A 23487-nucleotide genomic window follows, 5' to 3' on the forward strand; every position below is an offset into this window, starting at 1 on the left:
GGCAACGTTCTCCGGGTCGAGGAGGGGCTCACTAGAACGCTCTGCCGAGATCCTGCAGCACTGAGTTAATTGGGTGTTAGCAATCGACGACCGGCTTTATCAAGATGGAGAACATTATTAGCAACAAAGAAATTTAGGATCACAGTTGAGACATACTTCCAGTTTTCAGCCACGTCCTCACGAAAGAAGCCAGCACCATGCATTTGCCATTCGGCACGGGCCCGAGCGACTGAAATGAATTCTGTTGAACTCGTAGCAGGGAGGTGGATATCACCGAAGTCCAAGCCAGGGTTTTGGTACAGCAGGCCTTGCGCTAATCCGATTATCAGTCCGGCATCTGTTGCAGCCTGTTCACAAGTAAGTGAAGCAAGATACTTTGAGAGCAAGCTGCTCAGGAATTGCAAAGATGAGTCGCTGAGTGCGGATCCAAGGGAGGCGAAATCTACGTATGCAGGGCAGCCCGGCTCTTTGGTTGAGAATAGCGATTGGTAAATTAGTAATTCAGGTTTTGAAGGTTCACGTGCCAGATATTTTTCGTTGCACTTTAGTTGTGCTTCATCCAAAATTAATGAGGCCTCTGTCTCACTTAGTACGTTTGCGCGGATGAATATTTCACACAACTGAGATGCAATGTCTTTGTTGGCTTCTTCGGAGAGTTCCATCTCCGCATTCATAAACCCTCTAAGGGCAATGAAATCGTCCAGACATGGAGTAGTTGAGTCGAACCCGGTTACCGTCAAATATGCATCATAAAGTTCGAGAGTTTGAAACCATTTATCATCTTGTTTTTCGCCGCCAGGGTGGCGTTCCATGAACTCTCTAAGCGAGTCCGGGTTAAGAGTACAGAATCCTCGTAGCTGAATTTGGCCCAAAGTAACCATGGCTGCTACCTGCGGTTTAACAAAAACTTGAGTGTAGGTTGCACATGGTCTATCGCTAGGAGCCTAGTTGGGCTATCTAAAAGCGACATCACTCATAATGACCCCTTTTGGGGTCATTAACCCGCGAAGCGTGCGCTAATGTCCCGTTTTGGGGACATTACAGACTGTCCGTCCTAGTCGTGGATGGCTATGTCATTTCGTCGACCTTCGCTCCGTGTAGGTGCGACCGCCCCTGGGAACCGGGAGGTGGAAGCTGACCAGTTGCCAGCGTATTTCGCCCAAAACGTAAGTACGGAACCCAACTCCGCATCGTCTTCCCACCCTAAACCCCGAGCCGGATCGAACGCTACGCCACCAGGTCACCGGGCTCCGGGTAAGCAGCTTGTGTGGTTGACAGCGGCTACCTTGCCTGCAGGCTCTGTAGCGGCTCCTCCATGGCCCGATTTCCCTTCCTCCGGCATTGGTCTGATACTCGGCGTAGGTCATAAATCAGGGCAGCGAAATGGCAACAATCTACTTCGATGAGTCGGGCAACACCGGGCGGCAGTTGGCCGATCTAGATCAACCGTTGTTTATTCTAGGATCGTGTGACTTTAGCGCTGAAGAGTGTGAGCAGCTCCTCCGCCCACTGCGCTCCAGGCAGGCCCCTGAGATCCACTTCAAACAACTTCGAAAGTCGCCGCGAGGGCGAGATCGGATAATTGAGCTATTTCAGTCCGGCCTGGTGACACCTCAGCGCTTTAAAGCGCAAGTGTTTCACAAGCGGTTCATGCTTCTGACCAAGGTGATCGATGACCTCCTGGAGCCGCTGCTGTACTACCGCTTCGACTTCAACCTCTACGAGAATGGCCAGAATATTTCCCTTTGTAACATGCTCTACGTCTGCCTACCTCTGGCGGTAGGAGAGGCCTGTTTTGATCAGTTTCTTTCCCTCTACTACGACATGTGCCGTGAGAAGAGCGACGAAACAATCACGGCGTTCTACGAGCACTTGGAAGTGATGAAAGAAGCTGCCGCCCAGAGCACGCTGCCGATGGAGTGGGAGCTCAAGGTGCTTTCGATGACCTCGGCGATTGTCCGTGATGTCCTAGACGAGCAGCCCAAAAGCACCTTTAACCCAGCGATACCGGCATTCTTTTCGCTGTGTGTCGCGTGGGGCAGGCGCCACGCCCGGTTCGACGCGATATGCGATGACTCGGAGCCACTTGAGCGGCAGGCCGAATTTTTCAAAGCAATCGCCGAGTTGGAAGAACAGGCAGAAGCGCAGCAAGTGATTGGATTTGGAAACGCCCAGATTGAGCTACCTCTCAGACTGAACACGTTGGCCTTCAGTGCTTCACACGAATCTGATGGTATCCAGCTTACCGACGTGCTCACGAGTGCGCTCTCGTACTACTACACCAAGCGGCAGAAGGGCGAAACCAATGATGAGTTCTTCATGAGGCTGGATGGCCTGGGCTGCATACATGATTTCGTTAGCGGCTGTGTTTGGCCCACGACAGATGTCACCGCAGAAGCGCTTGGGAGGGCTGGTGATGAGGGGGGTCACAACCCCGCGAATGCCTTCACTGATTTTATAATGGAGCGGAACAGGCAAGTTTGAGGCACCCAGTGCCCAATGCCACTATTGAATCTTGCTCAGCGCCGGAGAGACCGCTCGCCCTGGCACGTTGTGCAGCGTGCTCATGGCTGAGCTTGGAAGGCGCTAAAGTGTTAAGCCTAAGGTCGCCTCTCATTCCCCCTAGTTTTGTTGTGAGGCAATCTTTTGCCGATAGCCATAAATACCCAGAGCGTCATGGAAAAGTTTCATGGCTGACTCGATAGTCTCCGAAATTTGTGATACGTATAGCATATCGCCACATAGCCTTTCAGCCAGTGCTAATTCAATATTGAGAGAACCAATGAAGTACAGGGAAAGTAATCTAGATAAGAAATTACGAAAGTGGTTTTGCAAGGACAATACCAAAGCCCTACTTCGAAGCATTCAAATTTCAACGGGCGGTATTCGCGGGCTAACGTCATTCAAGGTAAACCTCGACTATCCGATCACCGCTTTTGCCGGAGTTAACGGATCCGGAAAGTCAACTATGCTGGCGCTCGCTGCCTGCGCTTATCACAATAAGTCGAACGGTTTCAAACTTCCGAAGCGCACTAGAAGCTATTACACATTTTCCGATTTTTTTGTGCAGCATTCAGAAGAGATTGCTCCTCCAGGAGTAGAGGTTTGGTATACCTTCGCTCATGACAATTGGAAAGGCAGACCTGAAGGAATTGGAACGCAAGTACGAAAAAAGAAGGCCGGCGGTAAGTGGAACGACTACGATACTAGGATTAACCGGACGGTGGTTTTTTTGGGCATTGAACGTATTGTTCCTCATGCTGAACGAAGTCAGTCACGATCTTACTCCCGCGCCTTCAAAGACTTGAGAGTTCATGGTTGGGAGCAAAAGGTTAAGGATGCGGTCGGTTATGTCCTTGGAAAGCGATACGATGATTACAGGCAATTAGAATACAGGAAGTACGGCCTCCCAATAGTTAAGGTCGGTGATGTGATTTACTCTGGTTTTAACATGGGTGCAGGTGAAAATGCGTTATTTGATATATTCTCCACAATTTATGCTTCCGGCGAAGGCGCCTTATTAGTTCTCGACGAAATTGAGCTTGGCCTCCACGCAAAGGCTCAAAGACTATTCATTGAGCGTCTAAAAGAAGTTTGCATGAGCACGGGCACTCAAGTTATATGCACGACACATTCGAAGCAAATCTTTCAGTGCCTACCTGACGACGCTAGGTTTTTTATTGAGAAGAACGGAGGCAAGACGAAGATCACCCCCGGTGTTTCAGCGGAATTTGCGTTCTCGAAAATGGGAGCGATTGGTGAAAAAGAACTCGAAATATTTGTTGAAGACCCAGTCGCAAAGGTAATGATCGAAACAGTATTGGATGGAAACACCCGCAGCAGAGTCAATGTTACTCGTATAGGCTCCGCCGCTGCAGTGGCTCGTCAGTTAGCAGCCAACTATCTAAAAAATGAGCACGCAAACATATTGGCTGTATATGACGCCGATCAGAGAAAGCTCCAAGCTAAAAATATCGAACATGCCAAAAACATGGCGGAGAGAAAAGATGATGTAATCAACAGTTGGTTACTTGCACGAACAAGCTATCTCCCAGGCGACACATGGCCTGAAGCTTGGCTTTTGCAAAAGTGCAGCGAAATACCTCAAGAGCTCGGTGTTGAACTAGGTGTTGATTCTAGGCGCGCATCTGCAATTGTCGAATATGCATTGCAAGCAGGTAAACATGAGGAATTCGCCGAAGTCGGTGAACAAGTTAACCTAGAGCCAGAGCGATGCCTCATATTGGTATGCGGTATTGTATATAAAAACTTCTCTGAAGAATTCGACGACTTAAAAAATACGATTTCACTCATGCTACCTTGAGATAATGAACTCAGGATTCGCAAGGTTGGGCCTTGGCGGGAGGCGATTGGGGGATGTGCTATACGTTCAGTATGTGCGGTGCCTCCTTTCAAAATCAACAATTCAGCGATGCTGGCATGTCTCACTCATCCGCAAATGCTTCTAGGGCAGCGAGGAGCTAGGCTAACTCAGAAAGGTTGGCCGCAGTGACAATGTCATATTCTCCCAGACTGATCAGGCGATACGTTCGCCATCGCCAAGCGGCTGGGTTCCGACAGCCGCTCATGTAGGTGCCACAATCGACGATCCTAGCGAGCGCACGTCCAGCCGCATAGCCAAGTCAGCGGGAGCGTCTACATCGATTTGACCGATACCACTTCCACATATTTGTACTTCTTCCTGGCAGCCTTCACAGCCTCTTGCTCGGCAAGCAACGAGCTCAACGTGTCGGCCTCGTGAGTCAACTCCTGCATCTTCCCCTCAAATTCGTTCCCAACCCGGAGCGTGACCCTAAGCCTGGGCGTAAACGCTTTCGCAGCCTTCTTCTTTGCCACGGGAGCAGCTACCGGCTTCGTAAAGACAACCTCTGGCACAGGCTCCTCTACTACAGGAGCAGGCACCTGCTCTTCGGGCTGAGGCGTACCGAACAGGGCACGACGCATTTCTTCTTCAGTTAACTCAGAGTTCATACAAAATCTCAAAGGGCCGCACTTAGCTCGACAAATTCTAATAGGATTGAAGCAGCCCGTCTGGGCCCAGATGCTCGAGGGCCATCTCCCATGGGTGACCTTCCTTCGCCATATGTAGGCGAGCCCTAGTCATCACGGAGTTCTAACAGCATGAGGCTCTTTCTTGATTGCGAGTTTACCGAGCTCTCAGCGTCAGCGAAGCTTATATCGCTCGCATTGGTGGCCGAGGATGGGCGCGAGTTCTACGTGGAATTACTCAACACATGGCGGGAATCAGACTGCAGCGACTTCGTCGTAGAGGTCGTCCTTCCGCAGCTCTGGGGCGGAAGCTATGCACTATCGATGATTGGGGCAAGATCAGCGTTATTCGAGTTTCTTGCATCGTTCAACGAAGCCTTGGAGATTGTCACAGATGCTCCACAGTATGACTGGGAGCTTTTCTGCGAGCTCGCATATGCCGATGGGAAATGGCCAAGGAATGTCCGGAATTACCCCACTGACGCAACCACTCTAGATGCCATAAGCGACGGGATTCCACTTCCACATCACGCTCTCCTGGATGCCCGTATCATCGCTAGCATGTTCGCCCGAGGGAGTCCAAAGAAAGGGCTACCCTGCTAAGGCGCATGGAACCGAAGTCTGTATTGGCCAGCCACCATGCCTGTGTTGTTGCTTCGCTGATCAACGTCTTTTACCAGCACTTCTGTACAGGAGATGCAAAATGAGCATCGATTGGATCAACTTCACACCTTGGACTTCATTAGGCGGAGGTGCCTTGATAGGGCTGGCCGTTAACTTGTTCGTTCTCGCTAATGGTCGCATCGCAGGCGTCAGCGGCTTGCTTGGAAGCGTGATGCAATTTGAGAGTGAAGGCTGGAGCGAGAAGGCGTTGTTTCTTCTTGGCCTTTTACTTGCGCCCTTGTTGTGGGGAGCGTTGACCGTTTTGCCCGAAATAGAGATCAAGACAGAGTGGCCGGCCCTGATCATTGCGGGCCTGCTCGTCGGCGTGGGAACCCGTTACGGCTCGGGCTGTACGAGTGGTCATGGAGTGTGCGGGATCTCCCGGTTGTCTCCTCGCTCCATCGTGGCAACGGTGTGCTTTATGACCGCCGGCTTTGCAACGGTGTACGTCATTCGTCATGTTTTGGGAGCTTGAAGATGATCAAGTTGACCGCATTTTTTGCAGGGTTGATCTTTGGCCTGGGTCTACTCCTGGCAGGCATGGCGAACCCTGCCAAGGTATTGGCTTTTCTTGATGTCGCCGGGGCCTGGGATCCGTCACTTGCTCTGGTGATGGGAGGGGCCATCGCAGTGGCGGTTATCCCCCTGAATTGGGCGCGCAAGAACAAGCAATCCTTGCTGGGTGCCCGCATGCAGTTACCCGTAAAGCGGGAGCTAGACCCCCGCTTTATTGGCGGCAGTCTAGTGTTCGGTGTTGGTTGGGGAATTGCGGGTATTTGTCCTGGGCCGGCTGTAGCTATTCTGCTAACAGGTCACTGGCAAATAATCATTTTCGTATTGGCTATGTTGGCTGGTATGTATCTGTTCTCTGTACTAGAAAGCCGACGCATGTGATCAGATGATAACCATGGACGCAAATTACGGAAACACTGTCCGATACTTGCACCATCCGACCATAGCGATCTCACGCATTGTTGGGCTTAGGAGTATTTAATGTCCGATCTGAACGATCCACACTTGTTCTTTCCGCTGAGAGAACTTTGCTAGCGTGGAACCGAGTCAGTCTTTCGCTTATGGCCTTTGGCTTTGTGATTGAGCGATCCGGGCTACTGCTACAGATGCTCAAACCAGGTGCCCAAGTGAGGCGTCCGAATTTGAGAATTCCCCGGTAGAGATCAACGACATTGCAAGGTTGACCGCTTCAAACGGCGTCACCCCAGCGATCCAAAGCGCGAGTGCTCCGACGCCCGTGAGCCCCTGATACCTGCGGCTTCTGAATGGAGCATGAAGCGTGAGCTGCTGAGTCCTAGCTATAGTCGTTATGCCGAGATAAAGGAACACTAAGACATTTGCGTGGCAAGCAGTTGTTCCCTAAAGGTTTACGTGCAATCCACCTCAATTCCTCGTTCATGGCTGTCCTCCTCGGACAATCCGCGCACGCCAATCACGTCCTCTCAGCCCGTCCTTCACCGGCAGGCTGTAGAGTAATTTGGAGTTGGAATTTGAGGGTGATGCCAGCGGCGGTCAGTGCGCTTTGCAAGGACAGAGGCGCAGCGCAAGCGAGTCGCCCGAATCGAAACTGCTAATGCATGATAATCGAGTAGTGCCATGAAAAAAAAACATCACCATGAGCATCACCTTCAACTCCGGGTAAGCGAACTTGCACAGTTGTTTAACTCGATGGATCCGACACCTTTTCTTAACAAGGATCTTGATCGCGAGGCTGAAGCGTTCATCGAGACCTGGGCAGCAGAGTTTCCGTCGGACAGCCTGCTTCGTATCACAATCCACCTTGAGCACCTGCCAGCAGAAGGCGATCCAAGTGCGATCATGGTCGAGGCAATCCACAACTACTTTGATCATAAAGCAGGTCTCGTGCGCAGTGAGTTGAAACGCCTCCTTCGAGAGGGCCGCATTAGCCTGTTGATCGGCATCGGTTTTGTTACCCTTTGCCTGATCGCAGTCGATGTCATCGGCCAACTTAGTGCTAGCGCCGTAGTCGGCATAGCGCGCGAAAGTCTGATGATCGTTGGCTGGGTGGCAATGTGGCGACCGCTGCAGATTTTTCTATATGACTGGTGGCCGCTTTTAAGATCGATTCGCGTCTACAGAGCTATAAGCCATGCAAATGTTCGAGTAGTGCAGGGCAAATAATGCCTACCGCAAGCCGCAATAGGTGTGGGCCCTATGGGGCGCGTTCTCAATTGAGCTAAGTAGGTGGTATAGGCACATGGGCACTGGCGTCTGCAAGCGCTGGAGAGACTCCCAATCAATGTCGATCAGCATCCTCAACATATGAGCTAGATCAGTTGGATTCAAACCTGAGTCGCTATACTAACTACCGCCCAGCATCGACCTAAGGTTTCCCCCGTGACTCATTCGCTCAGTGGCCAATTAGATGTAGTCATTATCGGTGGGGGTCAGTCAGCCTTGGCGGTGGCGTATTTCCTTCGCCGAACTCAACTTTCATTCGTTATCCTCGATGCGGAGGAAGAACCCGGTGGTGCCTGGCGGCATGGCTGGAACTCGCTGCGTTTATTCTCCCCGTCCACCTGGAGTTCGATCTCCGGCTGGATGATGCCGCCCGCGCAAGATGGTTACCCCACACGAAATCATGTGGTCGACTACCTCAACCAATATGAGCAGCGCTACCAATTTCCGGTTGAGCGTCCAGTTCGGGTCGCTTCTGTGGAACGTACAGAGTCTGGCTTACGAGTACGTTCTGACGACAAGTATTGGGATGCCAAGATCGTGGTCAGCGCTACAGGCACCTGGAGCAATCCCTACATCCCTCACTACCCCGATGCGGAGCTTTTCGCTGGTCGGCAATTGCACTCCGCGCACTATGTCGAAGCACAGTCATTCGCGGGCAAGAAGGTGCTGGTGGTGGGTGGCGGTAATTCAGGGGCACAGATTCTGGCCGAGGTCTCCAAGGTCGCAGATACCACTTGGGTGACCCCCGTTGAACCATTGTTCTTACCGGACGAAGTGGACGGGCGCGTACTGTTTGAGCGCGCAACTGAGCGCTGGCAAGCCCAACAGGAGGGACGCGTCATTGAGCAACCCGTTGGTGGGCTGGGTGACATCGTGATGGTGCCGCCAGTTGTCGAAGCCCGTGAGCGCGACGTTCTCAAGTCTGTACGTCCATTTGAACGTTTCACTCGCGATGGCGTGATTTGGAACGATGGATCTGAATATGCCGTGGATGTGGTGATCTGGTGTACCGGATTCAGGCCAGCCCTTCAGCATCTGGATACGTTGGGGGTGATTAACACCGAGGGCCGCGTTGAGGTCGAAGGCACCCACTCGACCGAAGAGCCAAGGCTGTGGCTGGTCGGTTACGGCGAGTGGACAGGTTCGGCTTCCGCCACGCTGATCGGTGTAACACGAACTGCACGGAGCACAGTCAGTGAGATCGTGGCCTTTCTTGCCAATCAGTCCACCTGAGGCGGACTGCAGTCGGCCTTGGTATATACCGCTGACTGTTGAGGGGGGCCTTGCTTGATATCTTCCGCTGAAGCGTATAGCTGGATATTGACCATGCAGTCGTTTACTCGCTGAAGGAGGATATCCTTCAGCAGTCTTTGGCTGTTGGCTGGACAGGTGCTGCCCTCTTTTACCACTAGGGATGCTCGCTTCTCGTCGCGGCTTATCAGGCTGCCAATCTCCGCCGTGCAATCGCCCCATTGCAGCTTGTCGGAGGAAAGCCGAAATGCCGGTGGCGCCAAAGCATCCCTATGATTATTGCGCCACTCACCTATAAACCATGTCCCTTCAATCGTCTTATCCATACCGGACGGACGCTTGGCTGGTGTCTCGCCTTGATCACAAGCGGTCAATGCAAAGGCTACAAGCACCACCAGTGGCAGTGCGGATAAATTGAGAAACGTGCTCATGGCGTGCCTCCAACTTCCGTTAATTCAGGCTACCGAAGACTCCGCTCGCCCCAAGCTTGCGAAGGCTCATTCCGTCATGTCGACGGCTTTACATCGCCTCAGCATGCCTGGGTAAGGCGATAGAAATTAGAGCGGCCAGCAACACGAAGGCCGAGGAAACCCACAAACAGGCCTCCAATCCGTAACTCTGATAAATCCAACCGGACAGCACGGTGCCGAGCAGTCGGCCCAAGGCGTTAGACATGTAGTAGAAACCCACGTCCAGCGACACCCCGTCTTCTTTGGCATACGAGACGATGAGATAGCTGTGCAGCGAGGAATTCACCGCGAACAGCACGCCGAACACCATTAACCCACCTAGCAGCACAACGTGAGGCGACCAACCTGCCGAGAGACCGAGGGCGATTGCCGCTGGCAGACCCGCCAGCAATGCCGCCCAAACGAAGGCAGCCCGCCCATCAGGGACGTGGCCGTGCTTCTTTCCGGTGATGTTCGGGGCCAACGACTGGACGATGCCGTAGCCGATGACCCAGGCCGCCAAGAAGCCGCCAACCATCCAGAAGTCCCAACCAAACACCGTGCTCAGGTAGACCGGCAACGCCACCACGAACCACACATCGCGGGCACCAAAGAGGAACATCCGCGCCGCCGAGAGGATATTGATCGCCCGGCTCTTGGAGAGAATGTCGCGAAACTTCGGTTTGGCCTTGGCTTTACCCAGATCTTTCTTCAGCAGGAACAGGCTGGCTATCCATATCAGCGCCAGAGTTGCGGCCATCGCCAGCACGGCAACCGTAAAGCCCAGCAATGCCAGCAGCGCACCGCCCAGGAAGAAACCCACGCCTTTGAGCGCGTTTTTCGAACCGGTGAGAATTGCCACCCACTGGTAAAGGGTGCCTTGCTGGTTGTCAGGCACCAGCAACTTAATTGAGCTTTTTGCGCTCATCTTGTTGAGGTCTTTGGCAATACCCGACAGTGCCTGGGCTCCCATCACCCAAGGGATGGTCAGCCAGGCGGCGGGCACAGTTAGCATCAGCAAGGCTGCCACCTGTAAGCCCAAACCAATGTTCATGGTGCGATTCAGGCCTAGACGGGCACCCAGGTAACCGCCCACTAGATTGGTAATAACACCGAAAATTTCGTAGAACAGAAACAGGAACGCAATCTGCAACGGGCTGTAGCCCAACGCATGAAAGTGCAACACCACCAACATGCGTAGCGCACCGTCGGTGAGGGTAAAGGCCCAGTAATTGCCGGTCACCAACAGGTACTGGCGCACTTGCGGGGAAAGGGCTGACAACGCGTTCATGATCTCTCCCTGTTAATCGGCCAAACCGACCAGTTTGGCCAGCTCAACAGCGCGGTTCGCGTAACCCCATTCGTTGTCATACCAGGCATAGATCTTCACTTGAGTGCCATTGATCACCATCGTCGACAGGGCATCGATGATCGATGAGCGCGGGTCGGTGCGGTAGTCGATAGACACCAGTGGGCGTACTTCATAGCCGAGGATATTTTTCAGCGGGCCTTCTGCTGCGGCTTTGAGCAACGCATTAACCTCATCCACCGAGGTGGCGCGCTCCACTTCGAACACACAGTCGGTAAGCGAGGCGTTGGCCAGCGGTACGCGCACCGCGTGACCATTCAGCCGGCCACGCAGTTCGGGGAAGATTTCCGCAATGGCGGTGGCCGAGCCGGTGCTGGTCGGGATCAGGCTCATGCCTGAAGCGCGGGCGCGGCGCAGATCCTTGTGCGGCTGATCGAGGATGCTCTGGGTGTTGGTCAGGTCGTGAATGGTGGTGATCGAGCCGTGGCGGATGCCCAGGTTCTCGTGGATCACTTTGACCACTGGTGCCAGACAGTTGGTGGTGCAGGAGGCCGCCGTGACAATACGGTGCTGCGCCGGGTCGAACAGGTGTTGGTTAACGCCCATCACTACGTTCAAGGCCCCTTGCTCCTTGACCGGCGCACAGACCACCACACGCTTAACACCCTGATCCAGGTAGGCCTGCAACACCGCCACAGTCTTCATCTTGCCGCTGGCCTCGATCACCAGATCGCAACCCGACCAGTCGGTGTCGGCAATCGCTTTGTTCGCGGTGAGCTTGATGCGCTTGCCGCCAATCACTACATGATCGCCTTCTGCGCTGGCTTCGTTGTTCCAACGACCATGTACAGAGTCGAAGTTGATCAGGTGCGCATGGGTTACTGCATCGCCTGCCGGGTCGTTGATTTGCACGAACTCGAACTCTGGCCAGCCCCAGGCTGCACGCAGGGCGAGACGACCGATGCGACCGAAACCGTTGATACCTACTTTGATGCTCATGTTGTCGCTCTCTTGGGGCTGCTGTCTGGGGGCAATTACGACTTCGCGATGTCGAATTGGCTGATGTAGTCGATATGTGCGGGGTGCTGAATCGCACGCGGACGCAGCGCTTGCACTTCGCTTATTGCCTCGTGGAACGGCACTGCGCATTCGATCAGCAGTTGCGCTGCAATCAATCCGGTACGACCCGAGCCGCCCTTGCAGTGAATGGCAATATTCTTGCCTTCGGTGAGCAGTTGCTTGATCCGCTCACGATTCGCACCCCAGGCAGCCTGAAACGGCTCAGCAGGTGCTTGATCGTCTTCCACAGGCAGGTGAAACCACTCGATGCCGTGCTGTTGGCATTGCTCTGGCAGACTCTCGACTTCGTTCTGGTTCAACTCTTCGGTGGGCATCAGCGTCAGCAAGGCCGAAGCACCTGCTGCCTTCAGAGTGTCTAGCGCCTCAGCGACCGACACGTCTTTGGTGCCTGGGCAAGGCGTGAAGATCAGTTGGCCTTGCACAGCTGTCGTGGTGAGCACGGAGTACGGATGTTGGTGCACGATCAGGCGTCCTTCAGATAGAGCGTTGATTAACGCGTTTGGAGAGTTCTTCCGCAGATTCCTTACGTTCGGAATAGCGGTCGACCAGATAGTCCTGGCGGTCGCGAAGCAGTAGTGTGAATTTCACCAACTCCTCCATTACGTCCACAACACGGTCGTAGAAGGGAGAAGGTTTCATCCGACCGTTGTCATCGAACTCCAGGTAGGCCTTCGGCACCGAGGACTGGTTGGGAATAGTGAACATACGCATCCAGCGACCCAGCACACGCAGCTGGTTGACCACGTTGAAGGATTGCGAGCCGCCACAGACCTGCATCACCGCCAGCGTCTTACCCTGGGTTGGGCGCACCGCGCCCATGGTCAATGGAATCCAGTCGATCTGCGCCTTGAACACTGCGCTCATCGAACCGTGGCGTTCGGGGGAGCACCAGACCTGACCTTCTGACCAGAGCACCAGTTCGCGTAGCTCTTGCACTTTGGGATGGCTGTCCGGCACGTCATCTGGCAACGGCAGCTCAGATGGATTGAAGATGCGTGTTTCTGCGCCGAAGTGCTCCAACAAGCGCGCAGCTTCTTCGGTCAGCAGGCGGCTGAACGAACGCTCGCGAGTCGAGCCGTAGAGCAGCAGGATGCGCGGCTTGTGCGTGGCCGACAACGTACTGCCGAGCTTATCGAGGGTCGGCAGGTCGACCAGTTCGGCATCAAGATTGGGGATCATTTCTTCAGTCATAAATTTACTCCTCAGCGAGGGCGCCCTTCGGATGATCGAACCAGCGGCGTTTGAGCCAGAGGGCCACACTGACCAGCATGATCAAAACCGGCACTTCAACCAGTGGGCCGATCACCGTAGCGAAGGCCACCGGCGAGGCGAGGCCGAAAGTCGCGATGGCCACGGCTATGGCCAGCTCGAAGTTGTTGCTGGCAGCGGTAAAGGCCAGCGCGGTGGTGCGTGGATAGTCAGCGCGTAGCAGCTTGCCCATCCAAAAGCTGATGAAGAACATCACCACGAAGTAGATGGTCAGCGGCATAGCGATGCGCAGCACATCCAGCGGCAGCTGCAACACCGTGTCACCCTTGAGGCTGAACATCGCCACGATGGTCAGCAGCAGCGCGACCAGTGTCAGAGGGCTGATGCGCGGAATGAAGCGTTGGCTGTACCAGGTCTCGCCTTTGCGGCTGATAAGGATCTTGCGCGTAAGGAAACCAGCCAGGAATGGTATGCCCAGGTAGATCAGCACTGACTCGGCGATGCTGACAAAGTTGGTATCAATCACGCTGCCCTGCAGGCCGAACAATGGCGGCAACAGACCAAGGAAGATCCATGCATACACACTGAAGAACAGGATCTGGAAGATGCTGTTGAAGGCCACCAGCCCAGCGACGTATTGGTTGTTGCCGCCTGCGATTTGATTCCACACCAGCACCATGGCGATGCAGCGTGCCAGTCCGATAAGGATCAGCCCGGTCATGTACTCCGGCTTGTCAGCGAGAAACACGATAGCCAGGACAAACATCAGCACTGGGCCAATCACCCAGTTCTGGATCAGCGATAACGCCAAGATGCGCTTGTCCTTGAACACCTCCGGCAGCTCTTCATACCTGACCTTGGCCAACGGGGGATACATCATCACGATCAGACCGATGGCAATCGGGATATTGGTCGAACCCACCGAAAGGCTGTTAAGCCAGGTCGGCAGCCCCTCGAACAGACTGCCCAAACTGACACCAATCGCCATGGCGAGAAAGATCCAGACCGTCAGATAGCGATCCAAAAAAGAAAGACGGCTTTTACTCATCGTCATGTCTCCAGTGTCAGAGGGTGCCGATCAGGGCCAGCTCGGCCTTGAGTTGTTCGGCACTTAACTGCTTGAGCGGTAAAGCCAGGAAGGCTTCGATACGGGTTCTGATCTGTTCCAGAGTGGCTTCGAAAGCCGCCTCGATTTCTTCTTGAGTCCCTTGATATTCCGATGGGTCAGCCAGCCCCCAATGGGCCTTGGTGGCGGGCCCGAAAAATACCGGGCAGGCGTCACCGGCAGCCTTGTCGCACACCGTGATGACGAAATCAGGTGCCAGGTTCTCGTGGACTTCGCTGGACTTGCTGTAGAGCTCCGAAGTCGAGACTCCAGCCTTATTCAGCGTTTTCAGACTCAGCGGATGCACTTCACCCTTCGGCTGGCTGCCGGCGCTGTAGGCGTGCATATCCGCCGGAGCCAAATGATTGAACATGGCCTCACAAAGAATGCTGCGGCAGCTGTTGGCGGTGCAGAGAAACAGAATCTTCATCAGGCGATCTCGTAAAGGCCGAGCGCTGCTCGGGAAGGCGTTAACTCAGCAGCAAGCGGCTAGGCGCTGAGGGCGATCACCCATCACGTCGAGGCGTTTGGCGGCGGGACTGAGCCAATGCTGGTTGGCGTCAAGCGTGGTTTTCAGTACGGCGATCACCCAATCCGGCAGACGGGGATGCAGGCGGTAATACACCCATTGACCTTGCCGACGATCCTCCAGCAATCCGCAATTGCGCAGTTGCGCCAAGTGGCGGGAAATCTTCGGCTGGCTCTCATCGAGAGCGCAGGTCAGTTCGCAAACGCACAGCTCTTCCTCACGGGTGATGAGCAACATAAGGCGAATGCGGGTTTCGTCGGCCAGGCATTTGAATACGGTGGTCGGTGTCAGATGGTCAGCCATAGGGGTCACAACGTTTGTTTTTCACCAACACGAACATCTTGATGCGTTCATGGATCTCGTGAAGGGTGTGACGAAATGCATCGTGCTTGGTGCTAGTCACCGGATCTTCAAAGTTCCAGGCCAGCATCTCTCCGGCGCCTGGAAGGGCATGACATTCCAGCGACGATTTATCGCACAGCGTGATGACGTAATCGAAACGCTCTCCCGCAAACTCATCGATGGATTTGCTGTACAACCCTTCGGTACTCACACCTAGGTGCTGAAGCGATCCCAAGGTGCGGGGATCGATCTCGCCGGGCGCAGTACCTGCACTGAAGGCGTCGAATTGTTCGGAATCAGTGTGCCGCAGCAGCGCTTCAGCCAGCTGCGAGCGAGCAGCGTTAGCCACACAAACAAACAGTACGCGGGTCTTGTCGGTCATTGCCAAGTCTCGAAGAGGATATGGTTCGACGAATATATGGTTTTACGAATATTCAGTAAAGCACTAACGCCGATTTCTGCATGAAAAGCTGCCTTACGAGGCCGATATTGGTAATAAATTAGGAGCATCAGCGCAAGAGTCGGTCGTTTCTCAGCAGTCTCGCCCTGTAACATCTGGTTACTCGTATATCCGTATTTTGTAATTAATCTGTCATCGCAGTGGCTTTAGGCTCCCCACACCTCAACTCCAAGCAGGAACCTTGCGATGAACAAACTGCCCCTGACCGCGATGCTACTCACCAGCCTGTTCGCCAGCGCTACATTCGCCAGTCAATACGACAAGCCAGGCTTCGTTGCCGAGGTAGAAGATGGTCGACTTTGGGTATTCCGCGAAGGCTCCAAGGAACTGGTAGATTTCAAAAAAACCGGTGAGCCCGCCAAACAGTTCTCCGATATTGGTGCTGGCCCGAATGGAATGACGGTCAAATCGGCTGATGAAAAAACCCTGAAAGACTATCTACAGACCATTAAGAAATAAGCTGCAGTGGCACTGCTCTCTACTGAAGGAGGCAGTGCCACCCTCCAAACGGGACTTTACATGTGCATTAACATGCACATATATTCTCGACATGAACGTCATCACCAACCGATCTCAAGCCATTGAGTCTGCCATTGAGTCTCTCGATGGTGCATTTTTCAAAGCCCTCTGCGAGCCGCCAAGAGTCGCCGTGTTGAAGCGCGTGATGGAATTAGGTCGAGCAGATGTGACCGCGATTGCGGCTGATCTACCCCAGGAGCGTTCGGTGGTATCTCGTCATCTTCAGGTGCTGCTGGATGCCGGGATCGTGCGCGCCACGAAGGTGGGACGTCAGATGTTTTATGAGGTGGATGGCCCAGCCATCGTCAAGCGACTGGAGGACATCCTCCATCACACCAAGAGCGTTGCTTTATTGTGCTGCCCAGGCGGATCTCGCTGATTTTTTCTTACCTTTATATGTGTATAGGTGCGCACACATGAACATAATAGATCACCTATTCGATGTTGTCGTAATAGGCGCAGGGCAGGCAGGACTGGCCTGTGGCTGGCATTTGAAACAGCAGGGACTCGATTTCCTAATCCTGGATGAGCAGCAGCAACCGGGTGGAAACTGGCGTAACTACTACGACAGCCTCGAGTTGTTCTCGCCGGCAGCGTATTCCTCACTACCGGGACTGCCGTTTCCTGGAGAACCGGGGCACTACCCCTCCCGCGATGAAGTAGTGCGCTACCTGGAGCAGTACGCCAGCTTCTTCCAGTTACCGATTCTTCCGGGGATACAGGTCATAAAGGTGGATCAGGAAGCTGGGGGGTTCCAGATAGTGGCTGCCAATGGGCAGCGCTTCTTTACCAGGGCGCTGATCGTGGCATCGGGGGCATTCAGTCGTCCCTATACACCGGACATTCCTGGGCTCGAAAGCTTCCAAGGTGTTCGCCTTCACAGTGCCGAGTATCGGAATGTGGAAATGCTCCTTGGGCAACGCATCGTAGTGATTGGAGCGGCGAACTCGGCGGTGCAGATTGCTTACGAGCTAGCGAAGGTGGCCAAGGTCACGCTCGCCACGCGTGAGGCAATTCGATTCTTTCCGCAGAAGCTGCTCGGCGCAAATTTTCACGCCTGGCTGAAATGGACAGGCCTGGAAAGAACCCGCTGGCTCAATGATCAGAGCACACCGGTACTGGATGACGGTACTTACAAAAAAGCACTGAAGTCAGGCCTTTTCAACCAGCGGTCGATGTTCGGGCAAGTAACCCCAACCGGAGTTATTTGGGCGGATGGTCACCACGAAGCCGTTGATTGCCTAGTCTTCGCCACTGGTTTCCGCCCAAATATTTCCTTTCTTGAAGACCTCGCGGTGACGGATGATCGAGGGCGATTAATGCAGCGCGATGGACGAGCACTGCACATCCCAGGCCTGTACTTTATGGGGTTACCAAAGCAGCGCAATTTCGCCTCAGCAACTCTCAGAGGTGTAGGGCCTGACGCTGAAGTCATCCTTCCACATTTGCTACACCATCTGCGTTCCACAGGTACAGAACAGGTGATAGCCGCGCAGCGATGAGCAACCAAAGCAATGATGCACAATGTGACCGAATCTTTGCATTGCCAATAGCGGGCCCTGTGAACTCACTCGACATCCAAAGCCACTTTGGCCGCAAAACAGGGCTTTCTATCCTATGCTGAGTAGGTTGAATGAAAAGTCGCTTACGAAACAGGCGAGGTCGACTGCATCGCAAGCGTAATGCGGAGGCAGAGATGGCATCTATTTCTAGAAGAGGCTTCCTGAAGGTTGGAGGCGGGGTTGCTGCGAGCGTGGCTATTGGGCTGCCCGAATTCACACAAGCGGCGACATCAACGCCTGCGGTAGAGGGGCGAGTCAATCTCCCCTACCAAATGAAAGCGATCACCAAAGCGCAGAAATTACAGGTCAATACGCCAGTCCAATTTTCCTATCCCGATGCCGCCTCGCCTTGTGCATTGATCAAGATGGGCGTTCCTGTTCCAGGCGGCGTCGGCCCGGAACGTGACATTGTCGCCTACAGCATCCTATGCACACACATGGGCTGCCCGGTTACCTATGACGCAGAGAGGAGATTGTTCAAATGCCCCTGCCATTTCAGCATCTTCGACCCTGAGAATACTGGTCAGATGGTTTCCGGCCAAGCCACCGAGAACTTGCCCAGCGTAGTGCTCGAATACAACCCCAAAGACGATTCGGTACGTGCAGTTGCCGTCGAAGGGTTGATTTACGGACGTCAGTCCAACCTCCTGTGATAAGGAGATTAAAATGGCAACCAATAAAGATCGTGTGGCACTGCCTCCTGTAGATGCCCAAAAGACCAACCTGACATGCCACTTCTGCATCGTGGGTTGTGGCTATCACGTGTACAAGTGGCCGGAAAATCAGGAAGGTGGACGAGCACCCGATGAGAACGCACTAGGGCTCGACTTCCGCAAACAGTTACCCCCCTTTGCTGTCACCATGACACCGGCAATGCAGAACACGATCACCGACAAGGACGGCAAGCGCTACAACATCATGATCGTGCCGGACAAACAGTGCGACGTTAATAAAGGACTCTCGTCTACTCGAGGCGGACAACTGGCCAAGGTCATGTACAGCCCCGACGGGGTAGGCAGGGAGCGCTTACGGAGCCCACGCATTTATGTGGCTGATCAGTGGGTGGACACCAGTTGGGATGATGCGCTGGCGCTCTACGCTGGGGTGACCAAGAAGATTCTTGATAATGACGGGCCTGCCTCGCTCGCCTTTGACTGCTTTGATCACGGAGGCGCCGGGGGCGGATTTGAGAATACCTGGGGCACCGGCAAGCTGATGTTCACCGCACTGCAAACCCCATTGGTGCGAATCCACAACCGTCCAGCCTATAACTCCGAGTGCCACGCCACCCGCGAAATGGGCATTGGCGAACTCAATAACAGCTACGAAGACGCGGAGTTGGCTGACGTCATTGTTGCCATTGGCTGCAACTCATACGAAACCCAAACCAACTACTTCCTGGCACATTGGCTGCCCAACTTGCAGGGGCAGACAGTCGACAAACGTAAGCAGCGTTTTCCAGGAGAGGCCGTTGTCCCAGCCAAGGTGATTTTTGTCGACCCTCGCAGGACGCCGACCATCGCTATAGCGGAGCAAGCAGCAGGTAAAGACAACGTACTTCACCTGGATATCGAACCGGGAACGGATATCGCTCTGTTCAATGGTCTGCTGACTTACGTGGTCGACCAAAAATGGCATGACCAGGAATTTATCGCGGCCCATACCAAAGCGTTTGAGCAGGCACTTCAAGCCAATCGAATGTCGCTTGAGGAAACCAGGCGCGTTACCGGGGTATCGGTGGACAAGCTCAAGCAAGCAGCCGAATGGGCTTACAAACCCAAAACCTCTGGCCACCGTCCCCACACCATGCACGCATACGAAAAAGGAATCATCTGGGGCAATGACAACTACCTCATCCAGTCGGCATTGGTCGACTTGGTGCTAGCCACTCACAACGTCGGACGACGAGGTACGGGCGTGGTGCGGATGGGTGGGCATCAGGAGGGGTACACACGTCCTCCCTATCCAGGGGACACTAAGATCTACGTGGATCAGGAGATCATCAACGGCAAGGGCATGATGTACACGGCATGGGGGGCCAATCCCTTCCAGACCACACTCAATGCTGAGCAACATCGAGCAGTCATTCTGAAACGCGCCAGCATTGTCAGAGAGGCCATGGCCAGTGTTCGCGGCGGTACAACTGCGCAGATGGTGGACGCAATCTACGACGCGGTGAAAAACAAAGGCGGTCTCTTTTTCGCCAACATCAACCTCTACCCTACCAAGCTGGCAGAAGCCGCCCATGTGATGCTGCCGGCGACCCATCCAGGCGAAATGAATCTCACCTCAATGAATGGCGAGCGCCGGATGCGCCTTTCACAAAAATTCATGGATCCCCCTGGTTCGGCAAAAGCCGATTGCCTCATCGCAGCGGCTATCGCTAACACCCTTCGGCAGATGTATACGGACGAAGGGAAACAGGACATGGCGGCGCGTTTTGCAGGGTTCGACTGGAAAAGCGAGGAGGACGCCTTCAATGACGGCTTCCGTATGGCTGGCCAACCCGGTGCTGGCCCAATCGACAGTCAGGGAGGCACCACGGGAAATCTCGTCACCTACGAGCGGCTGAAAGCCATGGGCAACAATGGCGTCCAGTTACCCACTAAAGAATACCGAGACGGTAAGCTGATCGGCACCGAGATGCTCTACACCGATTACAAATTTGACACTCCGGACGGCAAGGCTGAGTTCAAGTCCGCGACGTGGCCAGGGTTGCCGAAGCCGGTGGCAGAGCAGAAGGAGAAATACCAGTTCTGGGTCAACAACGGGCGCATCAACGAAGTGTGGCAAACGCTCTACCACGATCAATACAACGACTTCGTGCAACGGCGTGTGCCGATGGCCTATCTGGAAATTAACCCCGACGATGCACAAGTCTTGGCTATTACATCTGGGGACGTGGTCGAGGTGTTTAACGACTACGGTTCATCCTACGCGTTGGCCTACCTGGAGCCAGATATCAAGCGGAACCAGACGTTTATGCAGTTCGGCCATTTCAACGGCGTGATGGGCGATCTGACCACACCATGGACAGACCGAAACGTAATCCCATATTACAAAGGGACGTGGGCGAGCATTCGCCGCATCGGGAAAGTGGAGGAATTCAAAGAGAAGATCAGCTTCAAGTCGCGGAGGTTTAACGTGTAATCACGCTTGTTTAGCAGCTAGCCGGGCGTTTCTTCTCTAGGTCGTCCAGTTAGTCTCTCCGCCCCTCGTGCCTAGTTAACCTGCATGAGGGGCGTCACACGCTTGCCGACACAGCGAGCAAGTGAGATTACGGATTGCTACCGCATAAGTGGAAGGCAGCGTAGTCATGGAACGTGCGACGGACGCTCACTTGGAGTTCAACTGTGATTCCATACTTTTACGGAGGAAATCAGAAGGATGGCAGCGAGCAATGGGAGCAGGTATGCCGTTGGGATCAGGCCTAGTAATTGCCCTCCGATGAATGTCCCGATGATGGAGCCCACTGCCATGACCAGGATGAAGGGCCGTTGAGCGCGGATTATTGAAAAGCTTTGGTCGCGGCTGTATCGCGTGAAACCCACAATCATTGTGGGTAGGCTCACAGCAAGTGAAAGACTGCCGGCGAGCTTGATGTCAGCACCGAATAGAAGAACGATTGTTGGTATTAACAACTCACCACCAGCGACCCCCATCAAGGCAGCAACCACTCCGATACCGAAACCGACCACGATCCCGACGATAGCCAGTGTCATGCCATGAAACAGGGCAACCCCAGTAGCACTTGTTTCATGGCCGAAGAGCAACGCAGCGGCGATCCCTACAAGCAGCACGGCCAAAACGCGGAACAGGGTTTTACTCTTGAGTTTGGTTGCCCACCCCGCTCCAAACCAAGCGCCTGCGAGGCTTCCGGCCAGAAGCGTGACAATAATGTCCCATCGATCAAAAACAGCCGTGTAGGGGACACTGAATGCTCTGAATGGAAGGGCTGTGGCGACCACCACGAGACTCATGGCCTTGTTAAGGATTATTGCCTCCAACGCCCCGAAACCAAACAACCCGATGAGTAGTGGCAGCCTGAACTCTGCGCCACCCAATCCAATCAGCCCACCCAGGGCGCCGATAATAGTGCCGCTACCAAATACAGTTAGTTTGTTTTTCTCTCTGTTTGAGGTCATCGCTCGTCTTTCGTTTCCGCGCGCCAGAAGCTGCAACCTGCCCGCTTAGGCCCAATGAATGGCCCCGTCAGCTCTCTAGTCTGCCAACAGGTTGGATGCTGACAAAGCAGCGAAGCGAAGCTATAGCCAGCTTTAGCAATTGTCCATGAGTGTATACAGACGATACTTGGTTGAGCTCGCCCTACGAGGCTGTTGGGGCTATGGCTGGTCGTCGGGCCACTGAGAATGGCTCATTAAATCTGGTCAAGTGCATGCAACTTCGTACACAGCTACGAGCAGCAGGAACCCTTCGACGCCGGCGCAACTTCGGCAGCCTTAGCCGCATCGGTGCAACAACTTGGCTCACAGCAGTCAGGGCTTGCCGCTCGGTCGCAGCACTCAGAATCATCGAACTGCGTGCTGCACACACCTGTCTCTGGCAAGACCAATTCAACTCGCTTGGCCGCATCCCAATCACCGGCCAACGCCGCTACCACCGAACGCACCTGCTCATAGCCTGTCAGGAGCAGGAAAGTCGGGGCACGGCCATAGCTCTTCATTCCTACGATGAAGACCCCTTCATCAGGGTGAGCCAGCTCGACGGCACCATGTGGGCGAACAGTGCCGCAACTATGTTCATTCGGATCAATCAGCGGAGCAAGATGAATGGGGCTTTGAGTCGCTGAATCTAGCGCCAAGCGCAGTTCGGCAAGTAGTCCCAATTCAGGTCGGAAACCCGTTGCGACTACGACCTCATCCACCATGGGAAGGGCTTGACCGCCCGCCTCAACAACGATGCCATCGTCAGTTGCAACAACCCTGTCGATGGCGATGTTGGTGAATAGCTCAATGGCCCCATCGTTCAACAGCTGGCGAATCCTCTGTCCCAGTTTCCCCCGCTCCTCCAGTTTGTCGTTTGCCCCTCCGCCCAATATGCGATCCAAAGAGGAGCCGCGAATCACCCAGAAAATCTTTGTGACAGGCTCCTGGAGGGCAAGCCGGGCCAAGTCTTGCAAGACGTTGAACGCAGAGTGCCCACTGCCTATCACCATGACACGCCGATTTGCATAGCGTTGGCGTTCACTACCAAGCACTTCGGGAATGCCATAGGCGATACGTTCAGCCAAATCCTTCTCACCCAGCGCAGGAATACCATGTGCTCCCATCCAATTTGGCGAGCGGAAGGTGCCGGATGCATCTATGACGGCGCTGGCGAGCACATCCTTTTCGCCCTCTGGAGTCCTGACCCGTAGCAGAAATGATGCGGCTGCACGGTTCTTCGTCTTCATGACGTCCTGGCCGAACCGAGTCACCGCCAGGACTTCGGTGTTCAGGCACAGATTCCTATTCACGGATGGCAGTGCTGCAAGTGGATGTACGTAGTCATCCAGCAGTTCACGTCCGGTGGGATAAACGTCCTCTGCGGGCGTCACCCATCCTTGGGCCGTAAGCAGCCTGGCAGCCTGCTTGTCGATGTTGAACCCCCATGGAGAGAACATCCGCACGTGTGCCCAGTTTTCGATGCTTGCCCCTGCACTGGGCCCTGCCTCGAAGATCAAGGGAGTCAGTCCTCTCGAGATGAGATGACAGGCAGCAGCCAACCCCACGGGGCCGGCGCCGATGATGGCGACAGGAAGTTTACTGCCCATGACTGATTCCTC

At 54.3% G+C, this 23487-nt stretch carries 26 protein-coding genes; 13 read left to right on the top strand and 13 right to left on the bottom strand.

Annotated elements, in window-relative coordinates; all coding sequences use genetic code 11:
- Positions 1-65: 65 nt before the first annotated feature.
- A complete protein-coding gene (locus tag ACYZTY_RS00880; protein ID WP_461956913.1) occupies positions 66-812 on the bottom strand; it encodes a hypothetical protein in 747 nt (248 codons plus the stop codon).
- A gap of 571 nt (positions 813-1383) precedes the next feature.
- On the opposite strand from ACYZTY_RS00880, the gene ACYZTY_RS00885 reads away from it, so the two are divergent.
- Positions 1384-2484 carry a DUF3800 domain-containing protein gene (locus ACYZTY_RS00885; RefSeq protein ID WP_461956914.1) on the top strand — a complete coding sequence of 367 codons (1101 nt, stop codon included), beginning with the start codon at positions 1384-1386 and terminating at the stop codon, positions 2482-2484.
- Between the two features lie 205 nt (positions 2485-2689).
- Complete coding sequence (locus ACYZTY_RS00890) at positions 2690-4324, top strand: AAA family ATPase (protein WP_461956915.1); 1635 nt, start codon at positions 2690-2692, stop codon at positions 4322-4324.
- Between the two features lie 332 nt (positions 4325-4656).
- On the opposite strand, the gene ACYZTY_RS00895 is transcribed toward ACYZTY_RS00890, so the two are convergent.
- Positions 4657-4992, bottom strand: coding sequence for a hypothetical protein (locus ACYZTY_RS00895; RefSeq protein ID WP_461956916.1), 336 nt, complete (start codon positions 4990-4992; stop codon positions 4657-4659).
- 150 nt (positions 4993-5142) lie between these two features.
- Between ACYZTY_RS00895 and ACYZTY_RS00900 the strand changes: the two genes are divergently transcribed.
- From ACYZTY_RS00900 to ACYZTY_RS00925, 6 genes are all read left to right on the top strand, one after another.
- Positions 5143-5613: a 3'-5' exonuclease family protein gene (locus ACYZTY_RS00900; RefSeq protein ID WP_461956917.1), complete on the top strand. Its 471-nt coding sequence runs from the start codon at positions 5143-5145 to the stop codon at positions 5611-5613.
- Between the two features lie 100 nt (positions 5614-5713).
- Positions 5714-6148, top strand: a complete 435-nt coding sequence (locus ACYZTY_RS00905; protein WP_461956918.1) for a YeeE/YedE family protein — start codon at positions 5714-5716, stop codon at positions 6146-6148.
- A gap of 2 nt (positions 6149-6150) precedes the next feature.
- Positions 6151-6567, top strand: coding sequence for a DUF6691 family protein (locus ACYZTY_RS00910; protein WP_461956919.1), 417 nt, complete (start codon positions 6151-6153; stop codon positions 6565-6567).
- Positions 6568-6713: 146 nt separating this feature from the next.
- Positions 6714-6845 carry a hypothetical protein gene (locus tag ACYZTY_RS00915; protein ID WP_461956920.1) on the top strand — a complete coding sequence of 44 codons (132 nt, stop codon included), beginning with the start codon at positions 6714-6716 and terminating at the stop codon, positions 6843-6845.
- A 436-nt stretch (positions 6846-7281) separates the two neighbouring features.
- Complete coding sequence (locus tag ACYZTY_RS00920) at positions 7282-7827, top strand: hypothetical protein (RefSeq protein WP_461956921.1); 546 nt, start codon at positions 7282-7284, stop codon at positions 7825-7827.
- 216 nt (positions 7828-8043) lie between these two features.
- The gene (locus ACYZTY_RS00925; protein ID WP_461956922.1) at positions 8044-9120 is read left to right on the top strand and encodes an ArsO family NAD(P)H-dependent flavin-containing monooxygenase; all 1077 of its coding nucleotides are present in this window, start codon (positions 8044-8046) and stop codon (positions 9118-9120) included.
- Here ACYZTY_RS00925 and ACYZTY_RS00930 read toward each other — a convergent pair.
- The 9 genes from ACYZTY_RS00930 to ACYZTY_RS00970 form a co-directional block, all read right to left on the bottom strand.
- The gene (locus ACYZTY_RS00930; RefSeq protein ID WP_461956923.1) at positions 9108-9569 is read right to left on the bottom strand and encodes a hypothetical protein; all 462 of its coding nucleotides are present in this window, start codon (positions 9567-9569) and stop codon (positions 9108-9110) included. The genes ACYZTY_RS00925 and ACYZTY_RS00930 overlap by 13 nt on opposite strands.
- 88 nt (positions 9570-9657) lie before the next feature.
- A complete protein-coding gene (gene arsJ, locus ACYZTY_RS00935; protein ID WP_461956924.1) occupies positions 9658-10878 on the bottom strand; it encodes an organoarsenical effux MFS transporter ArsJ in 1221 nt (406 codons plus the stop codon).
- Positions 10879-10890: 12 nt separating this feature from the next.
- Positions 10891-11895 carry an ArsJ-associated glyceraldehyde-3-phosphate dehydrogenase gene (locus tag ACYZTY_RS00940; RefSeq protein WP_461956925.1) on the bottom strand — a complete coding sequence of 335 codons (1005 nt, stop codon included), beginning with the start codon at positions 11893-11895 and terminating at the stop codon, positions 10891-10893.
- A 35-nt stretch (positions 11896-11930) separates the two neighbouring features.
- Positions 11931-12437, bottom strand: coding sequence for a cyclin-dependent kinase inhibitor 3 family protein (locus ACYZTY_RS00945; protein ID WP_461956926.1), 507 nt, complete (start codon positions 12435-12437; stop codon positions 11931-11933).
- A 13-nt stretch (positions 12438-12450) separates the two neighbouring features.
- Positions 12451-13167 carry an arsenical resistance protein ArsH gene (gene arsH / locus ACYZTY_RS00950; RefSeq protein ID WP_461956927.1) on the bottom strand — a complete coding sequence of 239 codons (717 nt, stop codon included), beginning with the start codon at positions 13165-13167 and terminating at the stop codon, positions 12451-12453.
- Between the two features lie 4 nt (positions 13168-13171).
- Positions 13172-14233, bottom strand: a complete 1062-nt coding sequence (arsB, locus tag ACYZTY_RS00955; protein ID WP_461956928.1) for an ACR3 family arsenite efflux transporter — start codon at positions 14231-14233, stop codon at positions 13172-13174.
- Between the two features lie 16 nt (positions 14234-14249).
- Positions 14250-14720, bottom strand: coding sequence for an arsenate reductase ArsC (locus ACYZTY_RS00960; protein ID WP_461956929.1), 471 nt, complete (start codon positions 14718-14720; stop codon positions 14250-14252).
- 45 nt (positions 14721-14765) lie between these two features.
- Positions 14766-15122: a metalloregulator ArsR/SmtB family transcription factor gene (locus ACYZTY_RS00965; RefSeq protein ID WP_461956930.1), complete on the bottom strand. Its 357-nt coding sequence runs from the start codon at positions 15120-15122 to the stop codon at positions 14766-14768.
- Entirely contained in the window at positions 15115-15543 is a 429-nt protein-coding gene (locus ACYZTY_RS00970) for an arsenate reductase ArsC (RefSeq protein ID WP_461956931.1), read from the bottom strand. Before ACYZTY_RS00970 ends, ACYZTY_RS00965 begins: the two co-directional genes overlap by 8 nt.
- Before the next feature lie 264 nt (positions 15544-15807).
- Here ACYZTY_RS00970 and ACYZTY_RS00975 point away from each other — a divergent pair, with 264 nt between their 5' ends.
- From ACYZTY_RS00975 to ACYZTY_RS00995, 5 genes are all read left to right on the top strand, one after another.
- Positions 15808-16080 (top strand): hypothetical protein, encoded by a 273-nt coding sequence (locus ACYZTY_RS00975; protein ID WP_461956932.1) that lies wholly within the window; start codon positions 15808-15810, stop codon positions 16078-16080.
- A 91-nt stretch (positions 16081-16171) separates the two neighbouring features.
- Positions 16172-16519 carry an ArsR/SmtB family transcription factor gene (locus ACYZTY_RS00980; RefSeq protein WP_461956933.1) on the top strand — a complete coding sequence of 116 codons (348 nt, stop codon included), beginning with the start codon at positions 16172-16174 and terminating at the stop codon, positions 16517-16519.
- A gap of 37 nt (positions 16520-16556) precedes the next feature.
- Complete coding sequence (locus tag ACYZTY_RS00985; RefSeq protein ID WP_461956934.1) at positions 16557-17642, top strand: flavin-containing monooxygenase; 1086 nt, start codon at positions 16557-16559, stop codon at positions 17640-17642.
- A gap of 194 nt (positions 17643-17836) precedes the next feature.
- Positions 17837-18355, top strand: a complete 519-nt coding sequence (locus ACYZTY_RS00990; RefSeq protein ID WP_461956935.1) for an arsenate reductase (azurin) small subunit — start codon at positions 17837-17839, stop codon at positions 18353-18355.
- Positions 18356-18368: 13 nt separating this feature from the next.
- Positions 18369-20852 (top strand): arsenate reductase (azurin) large subunit, encoded by a 2484-nt coding sequence (locus ACYZTY_RS00995; RefSeq protein ID WP_461956936.1) that lies wholly within the window; start codon positions 18369-18371, stop codon positions 20850-20852.
- Between the two features lie 197 nt (positions 20853-21049).
- Here ACYZTY_RS00995 and ACYZTY_RS01000 read toward each other — a convergent pair whose 3' ends face one another.
- Positions 21050-21847 carry a sulfite exporter TauE/SafE family protein gene (locus ACYZTY_RS01000; protein WP_461956937.1) on the bottom strand — a complete coding sequence of 266 codons (798 nt, stop codon included), beginning with the start codon at positions 21845-21847 and terminating at the stop codon, positions 21050-21052.
- Positions 21848-22116: 269 nt separating this feature from the next.
- Positions 22117-23475: an FAD-dependent oxidoreductase gene (locus ACYZTY_RS01005; RefSeq protein ID WP_461956938.1), complete on the bottom strand. Its 1359-nt coding sequence runs from the start codon at positions 23473-23475 to the stop codon at positions 22117-22119.
- Positions 23476-23487 lie beyond the last annotated feature (12 nt).

This window comes from Pseudomonas sp. LB1P83, from assembly GCF_054897885.1.